Here is a 16,138-nt window from a genome sequence, read left to right as displayed (position 1 = left end):
TTACCATTCAGTTCGGAGACCGCATCTCCATCAACTGAAGCCCGTCCCGTTTACACAAAATATCGGACACGCCCAGTCACAGAGAGCCTCTGCTAGATCTTGCAGACCGCCAGTTCGCGCCTACCACAGCTGTTATTGAGCCTGCCGCCGGAATCCAGTCCTTGCTTAGGCGCACACTGACCCTCGCTAATCCGCTAAGCCCGTCAAATCGCAAGCTGTGCAATCAGATCGGTGTGCTTGAGTCAGTAGATGCTTTAAAAATGCTTACTCCTGCCCAAGGTGGCGGGATGCTCCTATCGGGCATGACAGCTGCCGGCAAGTCGGCGTTACTTACACGCGCGCTCGAGATCTTTGCCCCACAACAAGTACTCGATCATGGAAATTCTGAAACAGGTGGGTACTATCGGCTACGGCAATGCGTGTATCTGCTTGTCGACCATCCGAGCAACGGCTCACGCGGCGCATTACTCAAGCGCATCTTGCAGTGCCTCGACAGCAAAGTCCAGACAACCTACTACGAGGAACATCGGAGGGTCACCAACCTAGACTCGCTATTGGTGACAGTGTCCAAGCTACTCACTCGCCATCGTGTTGCACTGCTATGTGTCGACGAAAAGCAGGAATCGACATTCGAGGACAGCCCCTGGCGAATGGAATTCGCTCTTTTTTATCTTCAGTTGATGAATTTGGGGATATCTGTTGTTCTCGCGGGTAACCCTTTGGCCTTTGAACACCTCGGCAGCTACAGCCAGCTCATGCGCCGCTTCAGTACTGGAGGAGTTCATTCGCTTTTTCCTGCAGACCCCCGCAGAGACCCTTGGTGGGCACGTGATTTTGTTCGTCACGCGAGGGAATTTTCGATTATCGAAGAATGGACTATTGATGAGCAAAGAAGGTCTCTGTTCGAAAACGAGAACTCAGCTGGCTTGCCGGGCCTCTTTATGGCTTATCACCAAGAGGTTCAAAGGTCAGCCCTCCGCCGCGGCGGCCTTTTCGCAGCGGTCGGAGAACAAGACTATCTCGCAGCTCAAACCTCCCCACGTTTCAAGCATTTGCGCCGAATCGCACTAGCAGCGGCCTCAGAAGAGGCTCGTCTTTCGAGTCAATTCATCGACATTCCGCCAGTAACTAGGCCGATAAAAACACCCAAGAATACAGTCATGCGCAGTCCAACTGACGCCATGAATACAGCGGCCCCAAAAGTAACAATTACCGCGGCAGAGAAGCTCGTCCGTAGCTTCAAAGCTAGGCAAACCAGGCAAACCAATCAGATCTCTCAGCGCCTCAAAGCGCTGAGCAAATTGCCACCCGAGGACGTTAGACGCTTAGGAGTAAGCGAAGATTTAATTGATAGTATGACTAAACAACTGGAAGCTCTCAAATCTGTTGAAAAAAAGAAGCCGGGACGAGCCAACTAGAGGAGTCATGATGCAGCACGATGCTTCAAAATCAGGTCGCTTCACTGCAACCCACAGCCTCTTTTCAATCCATCCAGATGAGACGCTGTATAGCTGGTGTGCTGCAAACCATGCCATGAGCTGTTGCCGCAACTCTGCGGCAACAGCTTCAGAGCTTCTTGGTGCCGCTCATGCTGTTCGACAACATGAGTTCCCGCATTCGCTTGAAAGGTTCACTGCTATCTCAAAAGCAGAGCCAGCTTCCTGCCTTGGGCTTCTCCGCGATCATTCGGTAGCTGGCTTCTACCTACCGTTCCTAAGTGCACAAGCGCAAAAAGAGCTCGCCTATCAAGCACTACACCCACAATCAACGCACTGGATGAGAGCAGTGTTGGGATCATCACGCACCCAACAGGTAACGCATCCACTGAAATGGTGCTGTCGTTGCATGCAGCATGACATAGAGAACATCGGCCGCCCCTTATGGCATACAGTCCACCAATACCCGACAGCTGTAATCTGTACCCAACATAACGAGCCATTGCGTTCGAGCTATCGAAGACGCAAGCAATGGCGTTTGCCTAGTAAAGAGGACGGGATCGCAATTGTGGTCCCAGACGCCTTGAGTCAACTTGCGAGCAATGCTGCTGCATTAGGCAGCCATCTTCAAAGGACTCCATGCATAGACATGCTCTCTTTGCGCCGCTCCGCTATCTGCCGGTTACAGGAAATTGGTGTCATACATTCAGCCAATGGTATGCGGCACGAACGAATCGCTAGATGGTTCTCTTCCACCGGATCTTCCTCTCTAGTGCGGATTGCACAACCCGAGCTAAACGAACTCATTGATGGCAGCCTAATCCCGGGACTGCTTTGGCGAAAAAAAAAGTCGACGGCGATTGCCTGGGTGGTCTTATGGAACGCTCTGGAGTGGAAGTCCCATCATGAGCTCATTCACTCTTTTGCAGATGCGGCTTCGGGTCGCAGTCCGTCCATAAAAGGCCAACTCCCGTTATTTAATGAATTTCCAACAGATTCATTAGTGGCGCCAGAATACGTCCGTGACGCGTTTCAATGCTGCGACAGCTATGCGGACGTCATGGAGCGGTTACGCGTTAGCCGCCGTGATGTTGTTAGATGGTTGGAAGTCGACCCCACACTACGTAACGAGTGGAAATCGCGTCTCCGTAACACTCACCAAGCTGAATGCATTGAACGCATCCGATGCTTCGTACAAAGCGCACCACAAAGCCGGCGAGCTGACATTGAAAATCACTGCAGTGCCGACTACCGCTGGATGCGTGAACATGCGCCCAACCAGCTGGCTGCTTTGATGAAATCGCTGGGCAATCGAAGCTCGTCGCAATTTAGGTTTGAATACTAAACAAAAACCATTTGGGTGGACTTTTTAAAACCTACGATCAGCTTTTCCATAGAGAAAATATGAATTCACTACGTGACTTGCACAACCTTTAATTTCTGCAGTGGACGCTGCAAAGCCAAACTCCCAAACAGGCATGAATGCATCTGAACCGTGCCTTATATGAGCTTCTAATTATCTAGAATTTGGCACAGAAAATATATCAGGAAATCACCACCCATATTAAAACAAACTGATAAATTTATAGAGAAATACAGCTAACAAATCCAAAATTAGCACTGGCGTTTCCAAACATGATTACATACGATTTCCAGGAAGAATATTTCTCACTGTTTCCGCCCCAAGATCCAACACCATCGATTTACGGACTTTGCTCCATGCAAGTTGAATTGTAGTATACGAAAGACCTGAAGCAACTGCAGCTGAATGAAGACTCAAAGGCATTATCAATGCATACGTAGTTCGACTACTGATACCTAAACGAGATGCATACTGCCTAACAACGTTTGAGAAGCATAATTGATAGGAATGAACGCTTGGCAGCGCGTCACCAGAACCTAGAACTCCAGATACTTTTGGACAGATCAACTGCATCACGCGGCGCAGAAGAATTCTGACGGAGAGATATTTGTCACCGTTTTCGAAAACATTCTCCGCAATCAACAAAGGTATATTTATTAACTCCCACACCTGCTTGATCGAAGAGACCTCCCACTCACGACAGATATAATCCACCACTACCTTTTGCGCATCGACCCAAGATGGAAAGTTGGAGATAAACAGCGAAACTTCATCATTCCATACGTTATGGCGAAATGTGTTCACCTGCGTCTCAAAAGCATTGGCAATATTCTTAATCAGCGACCAATGTGCATCCCGCACGTGAATAATTTCACCTTCAAAATTAGTACTATTGCACTTCGGGCACGGTTCACCTGGTAGACGGAAATTCTGTACTGCTCCAATGGCTGTACCACAGCCTTTACACATTGAAAGCAAAGGATTGCCATGAATGTGACAGATAGCAACCTGGGGAATCTGATGAATAACTTTCCAGCTTGCGAAACCGTACGCCTCAGACTCTATACTCGCACAGCATTCACACCAACGAAGATTTTGAACACTCGCAGATCTGACAATGGAATTGTAAGGATTACCGAGAATCAACAATTTTTCGAGAGCATCGGCTTCAGCCATGTTCTGCGAGAGATTCAGATATCCATATAGCGTGTGCTGGCGGAGCAGTTCCTGAGGTGTGAGAATTCCTGCAAAGTATGTTCGGCTAACGTAACCTGCATTCCATCCCATACATAGCGGAAGTTTTATGTTGTGCGGTAAGTTTAGAAAATTTGCGACTGTCTGCCTCTTCGACAGGTGGCTTGAAGAGCGAAGTCTGTGAACAAGCGCAGTGTAAAGATACGTGCCGCTTTTTAAGGTGGCACCAGCCCCGGCCATAGGGTTTTCGAACTCTATTCCAGTCATTCTTCACAAGACATGACGTGGGTCGCCAAATTTTCCAACTATCGCCAACGAAGTGCGAGTGGCAGCACACTCACGTTGCCTCTGAGACAGAAGAGCTTTTTCTTCAACTCTATTCAGTTGCTCCAGCTGCAGGGTTTTGTTCACATCAGTCATTAGAGATTCTTTCGGGCCCAGCCGGTGATTGTGCCGCAGATCATCCAGCGCCTCAGTTCCCGGTGGCCATGCATCTGCGGCCAATGCCGCTCATCGCCTCTGCCCTTCCGCTCGTCGCCCGTGTCCGCTTATTAGCAAAGTATTACCTATGATTCATTTTATGAAACATGGGCAATGGTCACTGCTGCGCCGGACATCCGGCTTTACTGCGATCGAACTTTTGGTGGTGATCGCCATTGTGGCGATTCTCGCTTCGCTGGCTCTGCCCAGCTTCAAGGGCTTGACCGAACGCTGGCGTGTCCGCAGCGCCGTAGAAGACCTGCAGTCCACCCTGTACTACGCCCGTTCAGAGGCCATCCGGCGCGCGGGCAATGTGGTCATTGTCAAAAAGGCCGATGGCGACGGCTGCACCAATGCTGGAAGTGACGCGCAATGGGGCTGCGGCTGGTTGGTGTTTGTCGATACCAACCGCGATGGCGCTCAGAGCGGCACTTCAGAAATCACACTGCAGCAAACCAGTGCGCCGACACGCACCGAAGTGGAGATCAGCAGTGCGGGTACCACCATGAACGCCATGATCAGTGTCGACCGCTGGGGACATTTCAGCAATAACACTGCACAGACCTTCGTCTTTCGGGCTTGGCCGCAAGGATCGAGCAGCAGCGATTCCGCAGCCTCCGCGCTTTGCATCCAGCCCGGTGGTTTGATCAAACGCCTGAGCTCAGGCGCTGCGGATTGTCCTTGACCATGCAATGCCCATCGATACGCGGTCCACGGTCGCCCATGACAAGCCCAAATACAGAAAGAAGTCCTATGCGCAGATTGACGAGAATCTCTGCAACGCAGCGCGGCCAGCGAGGCATCAGCTTGCTGGAGTCACTCATCGCCCTGGTGGTCGCCGCTCTCGGCATCTTGGGCATCGTGGGCGTGCAGCTGCGAACCCTCAGTGACACGCAAACCAGCGTTCGCCGAGAGCAGGCGATCAGGCTCATCGAAGACCTGAGTGAACGCATGAAGGTCAATCCCAATGCGATGGCCAATATGAGCAGCTATCTCAGCGATTGGGACGATACACCCAGCCCCAGCAAAACTTGCAGCACCGTTGTTTGCACGGGTGCGGAACTCGCCGTCTACGATGTTTCTCAGTGGAAAGCATTTGTCAGCAGAGCATTGCCATTGGGCGATGCCAATCTCTTCACGTCCGCAGGCGAAGACGTCGCTGCCAACCGCCGTCAGTTAGGCGTGATGATCCGGTGGCGAGAAAACGAGAGGAAAGGGGCCGACAGCGATTACCGCTCCGCCATCAATGCCGCTTCGGACAGCGGCGCCGCCGTGAGCTGCGGCGAAGGCTACACCTGCCACCTGCAGTACATCCCCGTCAGTGCCCGCTGCGCACCCTACAAGGGCACCAGCACTGCCCGTTTTTTCTGCCCAGGGATTTGATATGCATACAAAAAACACAAAGGGCTTGAACAGCGTGCCTGCAGCGACTCTGGGCCACGCCTTCAAACCAAGACACCAAAGCGGCATCACGCTGGTTGAGCTGATGGTCGGCGTCGCCATCGGTTTGATGGTTGTTGCGGTCGCAGGCGGCGCGCTGATGGTCTCGCGCAGCACTTCAGGGACCGTCAGCGATGCAAGCCAGTTGCAGCAACAGGCTGGATATGCCTTTCGCGTCATTGGACAACAACTGAGGCAGTCGGGCTCGCTCTACCTCAACCTCAATGCCACCAAGAATGCCAACACAGACATTGACCGGTATGCGCTGCCGGTGGCTTTCGAGGCCAAGGCCACCTCATCACAACCGGACCGGAATTTTTCCCCCGCCACTGACACCATCAACGGCACAGACACCACGCTCACCCTGGGTTACCGACGCTACAAGGAACCGGTGTACCCCCTCAGCGACACATCCCTGGCGACGCAGTCGCTGTCCCGGGATTGCCAAGGTGGCCCCCAGGACCTGGACACGGCGGACAACAACAGCTTTATGCGTATTTCCAGCGCATTCGCACTCAACGCCAACAACCTGGTCTGCACGGGAACCTCGGGAGCAACCCAGCCGGTGATTGGCAACGTCGCCAATTTCAGAATCCGCTATCTTCGTATGACCGACATCGCCAGCGGCGCGCCCAAAATCCAGTACGTCAATGCAGCTGGAGTCGGTACCAACTGGGGACAAGTTACCGGCGTGGAAGTCTGCCTCGTGCTTTATGGCACCGAGCGCATGAACCTGACCACTGCCAGCTACACCGACTGCGATGGCACCACCGAGGTTGACTACGCCAGCGCCGACGCCACCGATATGAGCGGAAGCGCCATCGGCGCAAATCGCGCCCAACGCCTGCACATGGTGTTTCGCAGCGTCTACCAATTGCGCAGCCAGGGGCTGATTGGCAATGTGCTGTAACCCGAACCAAGAGCCCTAACCATGCAAGGCAGATTCTTCATTCGCGACCAACGCCCACCGCTCCGCCAGCAGCGCGGCGTAGCGCTGTTCGTCGTCATCATCTTTGTCATGCTGTCGATGCTGCTGGCCCTGTGGTCGGCACGTACCTCTTTGTTTGGGGAGATGTTGGTCAGCAATGATGCAGATTACCAGCGTGCCTTTGAGGCAGGACAAGCGCTGCTGCAGGATGCGGAGCTGGACATCCGCAACGAGAATGCTGACGGATCGGTGTGCAGCGGCACTGGCGATGTCTGCCGTCAGAGCACCGCAGACCAGATTCCGCTGGAAGCGCCCTCCGTCGGCAAGCTGCTGGCAACGCTGGACAGCCAAACCTACAAGTGCCGCAACGGCCTGTGCACCAAGCGCCAGGGCAACCAGGATTTCTGGAACAACAGCGATGCCGATCGCGGCGTTACCTTGGCGCAGATGACCAGCACCCCCACCGGCGGTGCGCCCGTCGGTGCGCGTTATGGCCAGTACACCGGAGCGAAGCTGGGCAATGCCAGCAACCCGGCCAACCCTATTCTTGCAGACCGCAGTGCTGCCAACCGCGGCGGCTGGTACTGGATTGAGGTGCTGCCCTATGACGAAAGCAGCAAGAACTCGAACCTGATCGTGGCCGAAGACAGTGCCGGTAACAGCATGGTGGCCAATAACTTTTTGGCGCTGAATATGATTCCGAATGTGGTTTATCGCATCACCAGCCTTGCACATGGCCGCAAGCCCAATACCCAGGTCGTTTTACAGCAGACCTATGCCCGGCAGCGACTCAAGGACTGAGTCTCTGGCGCTGGATCCTTCACGCTTTACCAGCCACATGCAGGCCTAGTGCCGAGACTGGCTAAAACCCATTATTCGCAGTATCGACAGGAGGCGCTGTGGCTCATAACAACACCCCCCATTTCCGCAAACACCTGCTGGCCTTGGCGGCTTGCGCTGCTTTGCTACCGCAGGGCAGCTGGGCACTGGACCTGGCCAGCGGACCGCCAGGTACCAAAGAGCCCTATGTGGCCCCCAACATCATCATCTCGATCGATGACTCGGGGAGTATGCAGTACCGCCTGGACCGCGAAAACCAAAGTGGCGCGAGCAATACCCAGGTGCCAAATACCGATGGTTCTTGGCCAGTGTCAGCCCGGCGTATCAATGTGCTTAAGTACGCCCTTATCGGAAATGGTGGCAGCGGCGGCGTATTGCGCGATACCTCACTGCTGCCAGACGGCAAGGTGCGCATGTCTTGGCAGGCCATGTGGAACAACGGCAATGCCTCGGGTGCAGGCAGCGTCGACAGCACCTCGATGAACACCAACTCGATGCGGGTCCTCAATACCAGCCACCGCAACAACTTGATCAGTTTTGTCAACGGCCTCAGCGCGGTGAACGGCACACCCTCACACAAGATGTTCTCGCAGGCTGATGCTTATATGCGACGTCCGCTGTCGACGAACAGCCCCTGGGCGTCGGTCCCTGGAACGACAGGATCGCCTTATCTGGGCTGCCGCCGCAGCTACCACATCATCATGACGGATGGCCGCTGGAACAGTGGAGCCTCCAAACCCAGCCAAACGGACAATGCCACGAACCTGACCTTGCCCGATGGTACCGTCTACGGTGGCACCACGGCCGCCGCCCGAGCCAAGAGTGCACTGTACCGCGATGCATTTGACAATACGCTGGCGGACTGGGCCTTCTACAGCTGGGCCGTGCCGCCGCACACCACCGGCTGGACTGGCACGATGCAGCCCACGGCTGACTACCGCAAGGCACCAGCAACTGAAACGTTCACCAGTGGTTCCACCACCGGGACGCTGGACCGTTACTGGAACCCCCGATACAACCCGGCCACCTGGCCGCATATGGTGACCTACACCATCGGTTTCAGTGCGCTGTCCTACACATGGAAGCAGAACTACAGCGACGCAAAATACAACATCAGCGCTTCATCCAGCATGGTGCCTTTTGGCTATGACGGCAGCTTTCCCGCGCTGGTCAATGGCACCAAGACCTGGCCCGACATGAACGGCGGCGGCGAAGATGTTCGTGCATTGGACCTGTGGCACTCGGCCATCAATGGGCGGGGCCGCTTCTATGCAGTAGAAAAAGGCGAGGATCTGGAGAAGGCCTTCCGCGAGATTTTTGGCCAGATCAACACCCAGACGGATGCCGACCTGACCTCCTCGGTCAGCAGTGGCTCGAATGCGGCGCGCTACGATGTGGCCACCTTCACTGCGGGCTACCAACCCGACTCCAACTGGAAGGGCTATGTCGCAGCCAGAACCGTGAACAAGAGCGGCACCAGCACGCCAGCATGGGAGAACAAAACCACCGCCGACTTGCTGGATGCCCGCACCGGTGTGACTGATCGACTGGTCCTTGGCTGGAGTGACCAGTGGGTGACCAAAACCGGCACGACCTCAGGCGACAAAGGTGGTGTGCAGTTCAAGTGGGCCAGCGACCAGACTTACCTGAGCACCGCGCAAAAGGCCAAGATTGGCCTGGCCAGTGCCACCCCTATTTCCACCAGTGGCGAGAGCATTGTGAACTTCATCCGAGGCGATCGCACGCTGGAAGGCTCCGACACCACCGGCTACACCACCGCCAAGCCCTTCCGCGAACGCAAGAGCCGCCAGGGCGACATCATCAACTCCGGCGTCTGGTATACCGGCGCGCCGTCCGGTACCTACGCGCTCCAAGGCTACAGCAGCTTTGTGCAAGCCCAGAAGAATCGCGTTCCCATGGTCTATGTCGGCGGCAATGACGGCATGTTGCATGGTTTCTCTGCCACCGATGGCTCTGAAAAAATGGCCTACGTCCCCAATGGCGCCTTGTCAACGATCAAGAACCTGGCCGGCTCTGGCTATACCCACCAGTACTATGTCGATGGCTCCCCCATGACGGGCGATGTGGAGCTTGGCGGCGTCAAGGAAACCACTCCTGGCACCGAAGCCTATATTGCCGACTGGCGCACCTTGTTGGTAGGCACCATGGGTGCTGGCGGCAAGGGCTACTTTGTGCTGGATGTCACCAACCCGGCAGCTGGCAGCACCTCTAGCGCACCCAGCTTTGCGGCAGCCAATGCCAACACGCTGGTGCGCCTGGACCGGACTCGCGGCGTAGCAGACGCCTTGGATTGCACGGCGCTGACGGGCACCCAGCGCACCGCCTGCATTGCAACCGCTAGCGAGAACAACGACATCGGTCACATAACCGCCAAGCCGGTGATGGACGAAACCGACTTTCTGCGCACCACACAGATCACGCGGATGAACAACGGCCGCTGGGCCGTGGTGATGGGCAATGGCTACAACAGCACCAACCAACGCCCCGTTCTGCTGATTCAGTACCTGGACAAGGGCCAGGAACTGGTACGCCTGCCAGTCACCAGCCAGGCCGCTGGCACCGGCTATGCCATTGACAATGGCCTGTCCGCTCCGCGCCTGATAGACCTGAATGGCGATGGACGGGTGGACATCGCCTACGCCGGCGACAACCAGGGCAACCTCTGGAAATTCGACCTCACCAGTGACGTCGCCAGCGAGTGGAATGTGGCCTTTAGCAGTACGCCGCTGTTCACCGCGCGCGGTCCTTCGGCCCTCAGCTCCTCATCACGCAGCAATGTGCAGCCGATCACTGTTGCACCGACCGCTCGCGCAAACGATCGGGTCAAGGAAGTGACGCAAACAGACGGCACCAAGAAATCTGTACCCGTGGGCGGCATGATGGTGGCCTTTGGTACCGGCCGCAATGTGAGCCGAACCGACCCCAGTGATGTGCTGGTGCAAAGCATTTATTCCGTGCTGGACAATACACGCTACCGTGTCCGAAAAACCGAAGGTTCCAGCCAATGGTTGGAAGTACATCCTGGTAAAGCATGCGACTCTTCAGCACCGGCTGAATGCCTGGTAGTTCCAGCGCCCGCAGCCTTGGGCACGGGTGTAGCGACTGCCGGTTTGGCCAAGCGTGAGATCGCCGAGCTGACGATTGCCGGTGGCGTAGGCGGCCGGGTGGACGAAGTGGACACGCTCGACAAGACCACCTGGGGCACGACCTACAACGGTTGGTACATGGACCTTCCAGCGGTGGGCGAGCGCGCGCTCAAGAACCTGGAGCTGTATGACAACACCAATATCCTGGTTGCCTACACCCAGGTGCCGGCCAAGGGCCTGGATGTGGATGTCACCCGCGAAAGCTGCGACTCCACGTCGGTCGATACCGAGCGCCAGTACCGCACCATGCTCAATATCATGGACGGCAAAAAGCCCAGCATCCAACTGATCAACCTGGGCAGCAATACCTCCTTCGGCGCGACGGAAAACGGCAATGCTTCGCGTGCACAGGTTGACAAAGGCTCGCACTCCCAGGTTGCATCGTCGGAAACGCAGATGCTCGATATCAGCACCTGTACTGGCGACCGCTGCATCAACAATATGGAGGCACTGCTGCGCATGCCTGAACAAACTTTGCGCCCCAGCTGGCGCCAGCTGCAGTAAGAAGGACCAGCAATGACACCGAAAAACCTGAGGATGCAGCGCGGCTTCACGCTGATTGAATTGATGATTGTGGTGGCTGTCGTCGGCATCCTGACTGCGATCGCGCTGCCCAGCTACAACGAATACATCCTTCGCGGTCACCGCGCAGACGGGCGTACGACCTTGCTGCAAACCGCTCAGTGGATGGAGCGTGCGGCTACAGCCAATGGCACCTACCCAACGAGTCTTCCTAGTAGCATGACCTCCATGGCCTCTGGGCGCTATGCGATCAGCCTGGACTCAGACGGCGCCACCTTCACGCTGACAGCCACGGCCCAAAACGCCCAGGAACATGACAAGTGTGGCAACTACACGCTGACCAATACAGGTCTGCAAGGCGCCAATGGCAAAACCGAAGGCGCTTCCGGTTACGACAGCAGCTGCTGGACAAAATAAGCCGCCGAGCAGCACCAGTAAAAAAGGCTCCAGCAATCCATTGCCGGAGCCTTTTTTATCGCCCATCCTCAGGGCAAAACCATCACCCCAGCGCCCCCCGCATCTGCTCAATCACCCCCTTGTAATCAGGCTTGCCAAAAATCGCACTGCCCGCCACAAAGGTGTCGGCCCCCGCATCCGCCACGCGGCGGATATTGGTTTCCTTGATGCCGCCGTCGACTTCCAGGCGGATGTCCTTGCCGCTGGCGTCGATGCGCTTGCGCGTTGCTTCGATCTTGCGCAGGGTCGAGTCGATGAAGCTCTGGCCGCCAAAGCCGGGGTTGACGCTCATCAGCAAGACCAGGTCGATGTCCTCGATCACCCAGTCCAGCACGTCCAGTGGCATCGCCGGGTTGAACACCAGGCCAGCCTTGCAGCCCTGCGCCTTGATGGCCTGGATGCTGCGGTGTACATGGGCCGAAGCATCGGGGTGGAAGCTGATATAGTCGGCGCCTGCCTGGGCAAAGGCGGCGGCCAGCTCGTCCACCGGCTGCACCATCAGGTGCACATCGATAGGTGCCGGCGTACCGTCAGGCTTGATCGCATGGGGCTTCAGGGCCGCGCAAATCATCGGCCCGAAGGTCAGATTGGGCACGTAATGGTTGTCCATCACGTCAAAATGTATCCAGTCCGCGCCAGCGGCCAGTACGTTGCGCACTTCCTCGCCCAGGCGGGCAAAGTCTGCAGACAGGATTGAGGGGGCAATTCGGTAGGTGGAGCTCATCCCTCTATTGTCGCAGTTAGTATTTCTACCTGACTTCAATCCAGTTTCACATGCCAAAGTTCCAGTTTGAGGTGTCGGTGACACCACAGTACCTGCCTGAGCAGTCCCTGCCCGAGGCCGGCGTATTCCACTTTGTCTATAGCATCATCATTCGTAACAGTGGTGAGGTTCCCGCGCAGCTGATCGCGCGGCACTGGATCATCAAGGACGCCACCGGCTTGGTCCAGGAGGTCAAAGGCCTGGGGGTGGTGGGCCACCAACCGCTGCTCGCTCCCGGCGAATCCTTTGAGTACCAGAGCCAGTGCCGCCTGGCCACCCCGCAAGGCAGCATGGAAGGCAGCTACCTGTGCATCAGCGATGAGGCCCAGACCTTTGACTGCCCGATCCCCCGCTTCACGCTCGACGCCACACAGTACCCCGCCCAAGACGACGACCTGGCGCAAGGACGAGTGCTGCATTGATGTTCAGCAAGAAGAAACCAGATCCGCTGGCGCAGCTGCTCGCAGCGCTCGACCCTGATGCCCCGCTGGCCGAGCGCAACCTCTGGATCATCGAGATCGCCGCCTGGATTCGCGGCCAGCAAAACTCGGTCGACGCGGCCGTGGCCCGCGTGAGCCAGTTGCTGGACGCCATCGATGGCGATGCCGCGCTGCGGGACAAAGTGCAGCGCTGGTGGGCCGTGCAACTGCAGACGGTGGACCTGACGGCGCTGCTGGCCGATTTTGGCTTTGCGCCCCGCACCGCCTTCTTCAATGAGCTGGCCGAGCGCCTGCGCTGGAAGCTGCTGCCCTCCACGCCCGAGACGATCGACGCCACCGTGCTGTTCTCGATGGTCCTGCACACGCCTTTCGATGCCCAGTGGCTCAAGGCCATGGACAAGCCCTTGCTCGAGCGCATCGCCCAGCTGCTGTCGCCCGGCTTTGTGTCGCTGGAGGTGATGGTCGTCCCCACGCAGATTGCGCAAAGCGATGTCGATGCCGGCAGCATTGCCGGGCTGGAGCACTACGGCAACCGCCTCTCGCCCTGGCAGCACCTGGTGCTCAATGCCCTCACCTATTGCGCCGGCCAGATTCTGGCGGCCGGCTTTGCGCCGGAGCTGCGCCTGCGCATGAGCGGCAGCGCCAAGAACACCCAGCCCTTCTACAGCCTGATCAGCGGCGTCGAAGAGCTGCGCCGCGCGATGCTGCACCCCAGCCCCAAGGCCGCCGATGTGCTGGAGGCCGAAGAGAATGTACGCCGCAGCCTGGACGAATGCCGCACCGCCGTGGCCTCGATCTACGAACACTTTGAAGACAATGGCGTCTCGGTCGGCGTCGTGTTCCGGCTGCGCCAGCTGCGCATGCGCATCTTGCGCGTGCGCGAGCTGCTCGACTGCCTGCTGTCGGCCAACCCCAAGGTCATCACCGCCAAGCTGCTGGCCCACCTGGTGGCCGTGGGCCTGGAGCGCCAGAGCATCCGCGCGCTGATCTCGTCCAACTCGTCGCTGCTGGCCTCCAAGGTGGCCGAGCGCAGCGCCGAGACCGGTGAGCACTACATCACCCGCGACAAGCGCGAGTACGCGCAGATGGCGCGCAAGGCCGCGGGCGGCGGCCTGGTGATGGCCTTCACCACCTTGATCAAGTTCGCACTGCATGCGGTGGCCATCTCCGCGTTCTGGGGCGGCTTCATCGCCGGCTTCAACTACGCGATCAGCTTTGTGCTGATCCAGCTGCTGCACTTCACCGTCGCCACCAAGCAACCGGCGATGACGGCACCGGCGATGGCCGCCAAGCTCAAGGAGTCGGGCGATACCGAGGCCGGCATTGCGTCCTTTGTCGACGAGGTCAGCTACCTGGTGCGCTCCCAGGTGGCTGCCGTGCTGGGCAATGTGTTCACCGTCTTCCCGATGGTGCTGCTGCTCACCTGGGGCTGGGCGCGTGCCACCGGCTCGCCCTTTATCGACCAGCACGAGGCCGAGCAGACGCTGAAGTCATTGACCCTGCTGGGCCCCTCGGTGTTCTATGCCGCGTTTACCGGCGTGCTGCTGTTCTCCTCCAGCATCATCGCCGGCTGGACCGAGAACTGGTTCGTGCTGCACCACATGGATTCGGCCATCCGCTACAACCCGCGCATCACCGGCTTTTTGGGCAAGGCGCGCGCTGCGCGCTGGGCGGGCTTCATGCGCCGCCATATCTCCGGCTTTGCGTCCAATATCTCGCTGGGCTTCATGCTGGGGCTGATTCCGGTGGTGGCACAGTTCTTTGGCCTGCCCATCGATATCCGCCACGTGACCCTCGCTGCCGGTCAGATCGCCGCAGCCGCCACCAGCATGGGCTTTGAAGTGCTGCACTTCCACGGCTTCTGGCTCTGCGTGGCGGCCCTGCCCTTGCTGGGCGGCTTCAACATTCTGGTGAGCTTCTACCTGGCGTTCCGCCTGGCCCTGCGCGCGCAAAACGTCAGCAATGTCGAGCGCTCGCACATATACAAGGCGCTGCTCAAGCGGGTGCTGACCCGGCCGCTGAGCTTTTTGCTGCCGCTGCGTTTGAGCCGCAACGCCAGCCCGGGAGGGCGCTGAGATGGCCCAGGGCGAGTTCGAACTGATTGCGCAGTACTTCCAACGGCCGGTGCAGCGGGCCGTGCTTGGCGTCGGTGACGACTGCGCCTTGCTCGCGCCCCGGCCCGGCATGCAGCTGGCCATCTCCAGCGATATGCTGGTGCAGGGCCGCCACTTCTTTGCCGATGTGGACCCGCGCACGCTGGGCCACAAGGCGCTGGCCGTCAACCTCAGCGACCTGGCTGCCACGGGCGCCCAGCCGCTGGCCTTCACGCTGGCGCTGGCCCTGCCCGCTGTCGATGGGCCTTGGCTGCAAGGCTTCTCGGAGGGCATGTTCGCCTTGGCCGATGCCCATGGTTGCGAGCTGGTGGGCGGTGATACCACCCAGGGCCCGCTGAACATCTGCATCACCGTGTTTGGCGAGGTGCCAGCCGGCCAGGCGCTGCTGCGAAGCGGCGCCCAGCCCGGCGATGACATCTACGTCAGCGGCCAGCTGGGCGATGCCCGCTTGGCGCTGGAGGCCTTGCTTGGCCAGGTGCAGCTGCCCGCCGCTGCGCTGGCCGCAGCCCGCCAGCGGCTCGAAAGCCCCAGCCCGCGCGTCGCCCTGGGCACTGCGCTGCGCGGCATTGCCAGCAGCGCGCTGGACTTGAGCGATGGCCTGGTCGGCGACCTGGGCCATATCCTGCAAGCCAGCGAGGTGGGTGCCGAGCTGCAGGCGGACCGGGTGCTGGCGTGCATGGCAGCGACCGCAGGCGCACCGGGCGCGGCACTCAACCTGCCCATCGACCTGCAACTGCAATGCTGCCTGGCGGGCGGCGATGACTACGAGCTGTGCTTTACGGCCGCCGCAGACCGGCGCGATGCCGTGCAGCAGGCCAGCCTGGCCGCGCAAACCCCCGTGCAGTGCGTTGGCCGCATCACCGCCGCAGCAGGCCTGCGTGTGCACGATGCGCAAGGCCAGCCACTAGCGCAGCACTGGGCCTCGTTTGACCATTTCAAGGCCTGACGGGTCTGGTGGCCCGGCGCTGGCTGGTGCTGCACAGCGCCTTGCCGCA

At 58.2% G+C, this 16,138-nt stretch carries 13 protein-coding genes; 11 read left to right on the top strand and 2 right to left on the bottom strand.

Annotated elements, in window-relative coordinates:
* Window positions 1-233 precede the first annotated feature (233 nt).
* Window positions 234-1,418: a TniB family NTP-binding protein gene (locus WH303_RS22275; protein WP_339521140.1), complete on the top strand. Its 1,185-nt coding sequence runs from the start codon at window positions 234-236 to the stop codon at window positions 1,416-1,418.
* 10 nt (window positions 1,419-1,428) lie between these two features.
* Window positions 1,429-2,781 (top strand): TniQ family protein, encoded by a 1,353-nt coding sequence (locus tag WH303_RS22270; RefSeq protein WP_339521139.1) that lies wholly within the window; start codon window positions 1,429-1,431, stop codon window positions 2,779-2,781.
* 294 nt (window positions 2,782-3,075) lie between these two features.
* Here WH303_RS22270 and WH303_RS22265 read toward each other — a convergent pair whose 3' ends face one another.
* Window positions 3,076-4,260 (bottom strand): TniQ family protein, encoded by a 1,185-nt coding sequence (locus WH303_RS22265; protein ID WP_339521138.1) that lies wholly within the window; start codon window positions 4,258-4,260, stop codon window positions 3,076-3,078.
* Window positions 4,261-4,561: 301 nt separating this feature from the next.
* On the opposite strand from WH303_RS22265, the gene WH303_RS22260 reads away from it, so the two are divergent.
* From WH303_RS22260 to WH303_RS22235, 6 genes are all read left to right on the top strand, one after another.
* Window positions 4,562-5,158, top strand: coding sequence for a GspH/FimT family pseudopilin (locus tag WH303_RS22260; RefSeq protein ID WP_339521137.1), 597 nt, complete (start codon window positions 4,562-4,564; stop codon window positions 5,156-5,158).
* Between the two features lie 68 nt (window positions 5,159-5,226).
* On the top strand, window positions 5,227-5,856 hold the full coding sequence (gene pilV / locus WH303_RS22255; RefSeq protein WP_339521136.1) for a type IV pilus modification protein PilV: 630 nt from the start codon (window positions 5,227-5,229) through the stop codon (window positions 5,854-5,856).
* A 1-nt stretch (window position 5,857) separates the two neighbouring features.
* Window positions 5,858-6,823 (top strand): PilW family protein, encoded by a 966-nt coding sequence (locus WH303_RS22250; protein WP_339521135.1) that lies wholly within the window; start codon window positions 5,858-5,860, stop codon window positions 6,821-6,823.
* A 21-nt stretch (window positions 6,824-6,844) separates the two neighbouring features.
* Window positions 6,845-7,642 carry a pilus assembly PilX family protein gene (locus WH303_RS22245; RefSeq protein ID WP_339521134.1) on the top strand — a complete coding sequence of 266 codons (798 nt, stop codon included), beginning with the start codon at window positions 6,845-6,847 and terminating at the stop codon, window positions 7,640-7,642.
* 98 nt (window positions 7,643-7,740) lie between these two features.
* Window positions 7,741-11,352 (top strand): pilus assembly protein, encoded by a 3,612-nt coding sequence (locus tag WH303_RS22240; protein WP_339521133.1) that lies wholly within the window; start codon window positions 7,741-7,743, stop codon window positions 11,350-11,352.
* A 12-nt stretch (window positions 11,353-11,364) separates the two neighbouring features.
* Window positions 11,365-11,787 (top strand): type IV pilin protein, encoded by a 423-nt coding sequence (locus tag WH303_RS22235; protein ID WP_339521132.1) that lies wholly within the window; start codon window positions 11,365-11,367, stop codon window positions 11,785-11,787.
* An 82-nt stretch (window positions 11,788-11,869) separates the two neighbouring features.
* Here WH303_RS22235 and rpe read toward each other — a convergent pair whose 3' ends face one another.
* Window positions 11,870-12,550 (bottom strand): ribulose-phosphate 3-epimerase, encoded by a 681-nt coding sequence (gene rpe / locus WH303_RS22230; protein WP_021025696.1) that lies wholly within the window; start codon window positions 12,548-12,550, stop codon window positions 11,870-11,872.
* A gap of 50 nt (window positions 12,551-12,600) precedes the next feature.
* On the opposite strand from rpe, the gene apaG reads away from it, so the two are divergent.
* The 3 genes from apaG to thiL are packed head-to-tail and all read left to right on the top strand — an operon-like array spanning window position 12,601 to window position 16,089.
* Complete coding sequence (apaG, locus tag WH303_RS22225) at window positions 12,601-13,011, top strand: Co2+/Mg2+ efflux protein ApaG (protein ID WP_021025695.1); 411 nt, start codon at window positions 12,601-12,603, stop codon at window positions 13,009-13,011.
* On the top strand, window positions 13,011-15,104 hold the full coding sequence (locus WH303_RS22220; protein ID WP_339521131.1) for a site-specific recombinase: 2,094 nt from the start codon (window positions 13,011-13,013) through the stop codon (window positions 15,102-15,104). Before apaG ends, WH303_RS22220 begins: the two co-directional genes overlap by 1 nt.
* 1 nt (window position 15,105) lies before the next feature.
* Window positions 15,106-16,089, top strand: a complete 984-nt coding sequence (gene thiL, locus WH303_RS22215) for a thiamine-phosphate kinase (protein WP_339521130.1) — start codon at window positions 15,106-15,108, stop codon at window positions 16,087-16,089.
* The last annotated feature ends 49 nt before the right edge of the window (window positions 16,090-16,138 follow it).

Source organism: Comamonas sp. MYb69 (assembly GCF_037479315.1).
Taxonomy (GTDB): domain Bacteria; phylum Pseudomonadota; class Gammaproteobacteria; order Burkholderiales; family Burkholderiaceae_C; genus Comamonas.
Note: the sequence above shows the minus strand (reverse complement) of the source record. Positions and strands in the feature narration are given on the sequence as shown.

What these genes read in the sequence shown, in the direction of transcription:
- WH303_RS22270 (WP_339521139.1), top strand. Translation starts at nt 1,429, where the DNA reads ATGCAGCACGATGCTTCAAAATCAGGTCGCTTCACTGCAACCCACAGC.
- WH303_RS22265 (WP_339521138.1), bottom strand. Translation starts at nt 4,260, where the DNA reads ATGACTGGAATAGAGTTCGAAAACCCTATGGCCGGGGCTGGTGCCACC.
- WH303_RS22260 (WP_339521137.1), top strand. Translation starts at nt 4,562, where the DNA reads ATGATTCATTTTATGAAACATGGGCAATGGTCACTGCTGCGCCGGACA.
- pilV (WP_339521136.1), top strand. Translation starts at nt 5,227, where the DNA reads ATGCGCAGATTGACGAGAATCTCTGCAACGCAGCGCGGCCAGCGAGGC.
- WH303_RS22250 (WP_339521135.1), top strand. Translation starts at nt 5,858, where the DNA reads ATGCATACAAAAAACACAAAGGGCTTGAACAGCGTGCCTGCAGCGACT.
- WH303_RS22245 (WP_339521134.1), top strand. Translation starts at nt 6,845, where the DNA reads ATGCAAGGCAGATTCTTCATTCGCGACCAACGCCCACCGCTCCGCCAG.
- WH303_RS22235 (WP_339521132.1), top strand. Translation starts at nt 11,365, where the DNA reads ATGACACCGAAAAACCTGAGGATGCAGCGCGGCTTCACGCTGATTGAA.
- rpe (WP_021025696.1), bottom strand. Translation starts at nt 12,550, where the DNA reads ATGAGCTCCACCTACCGAATTGCCCCCTCAATCCTGTCTGCAGACTTT.
- apaG (WP_021025695.1), top strand. Translation starts at nt 12,601, where the DNA reads ATGCCAAAGTTCCAGTTTGAGGTGTCGGTGACACCACAGTACCTGCCT.
- WH303_RS22220 (WP_339521131.1), top strand. Translation starts at nt 13,011, where the DNA reads ATGTTCAGCAAGAAGAAACCAGATCCGCTGGCGCAGCTGCTCGCAGCG.
- thiL (WP_339521130.1), top strand. Translation starts at nt 15,106, where the DNA reads ATGGCCCAGGGCGAGTTCGAACTGATTGCGCAGTACTTCCAACGGCCG.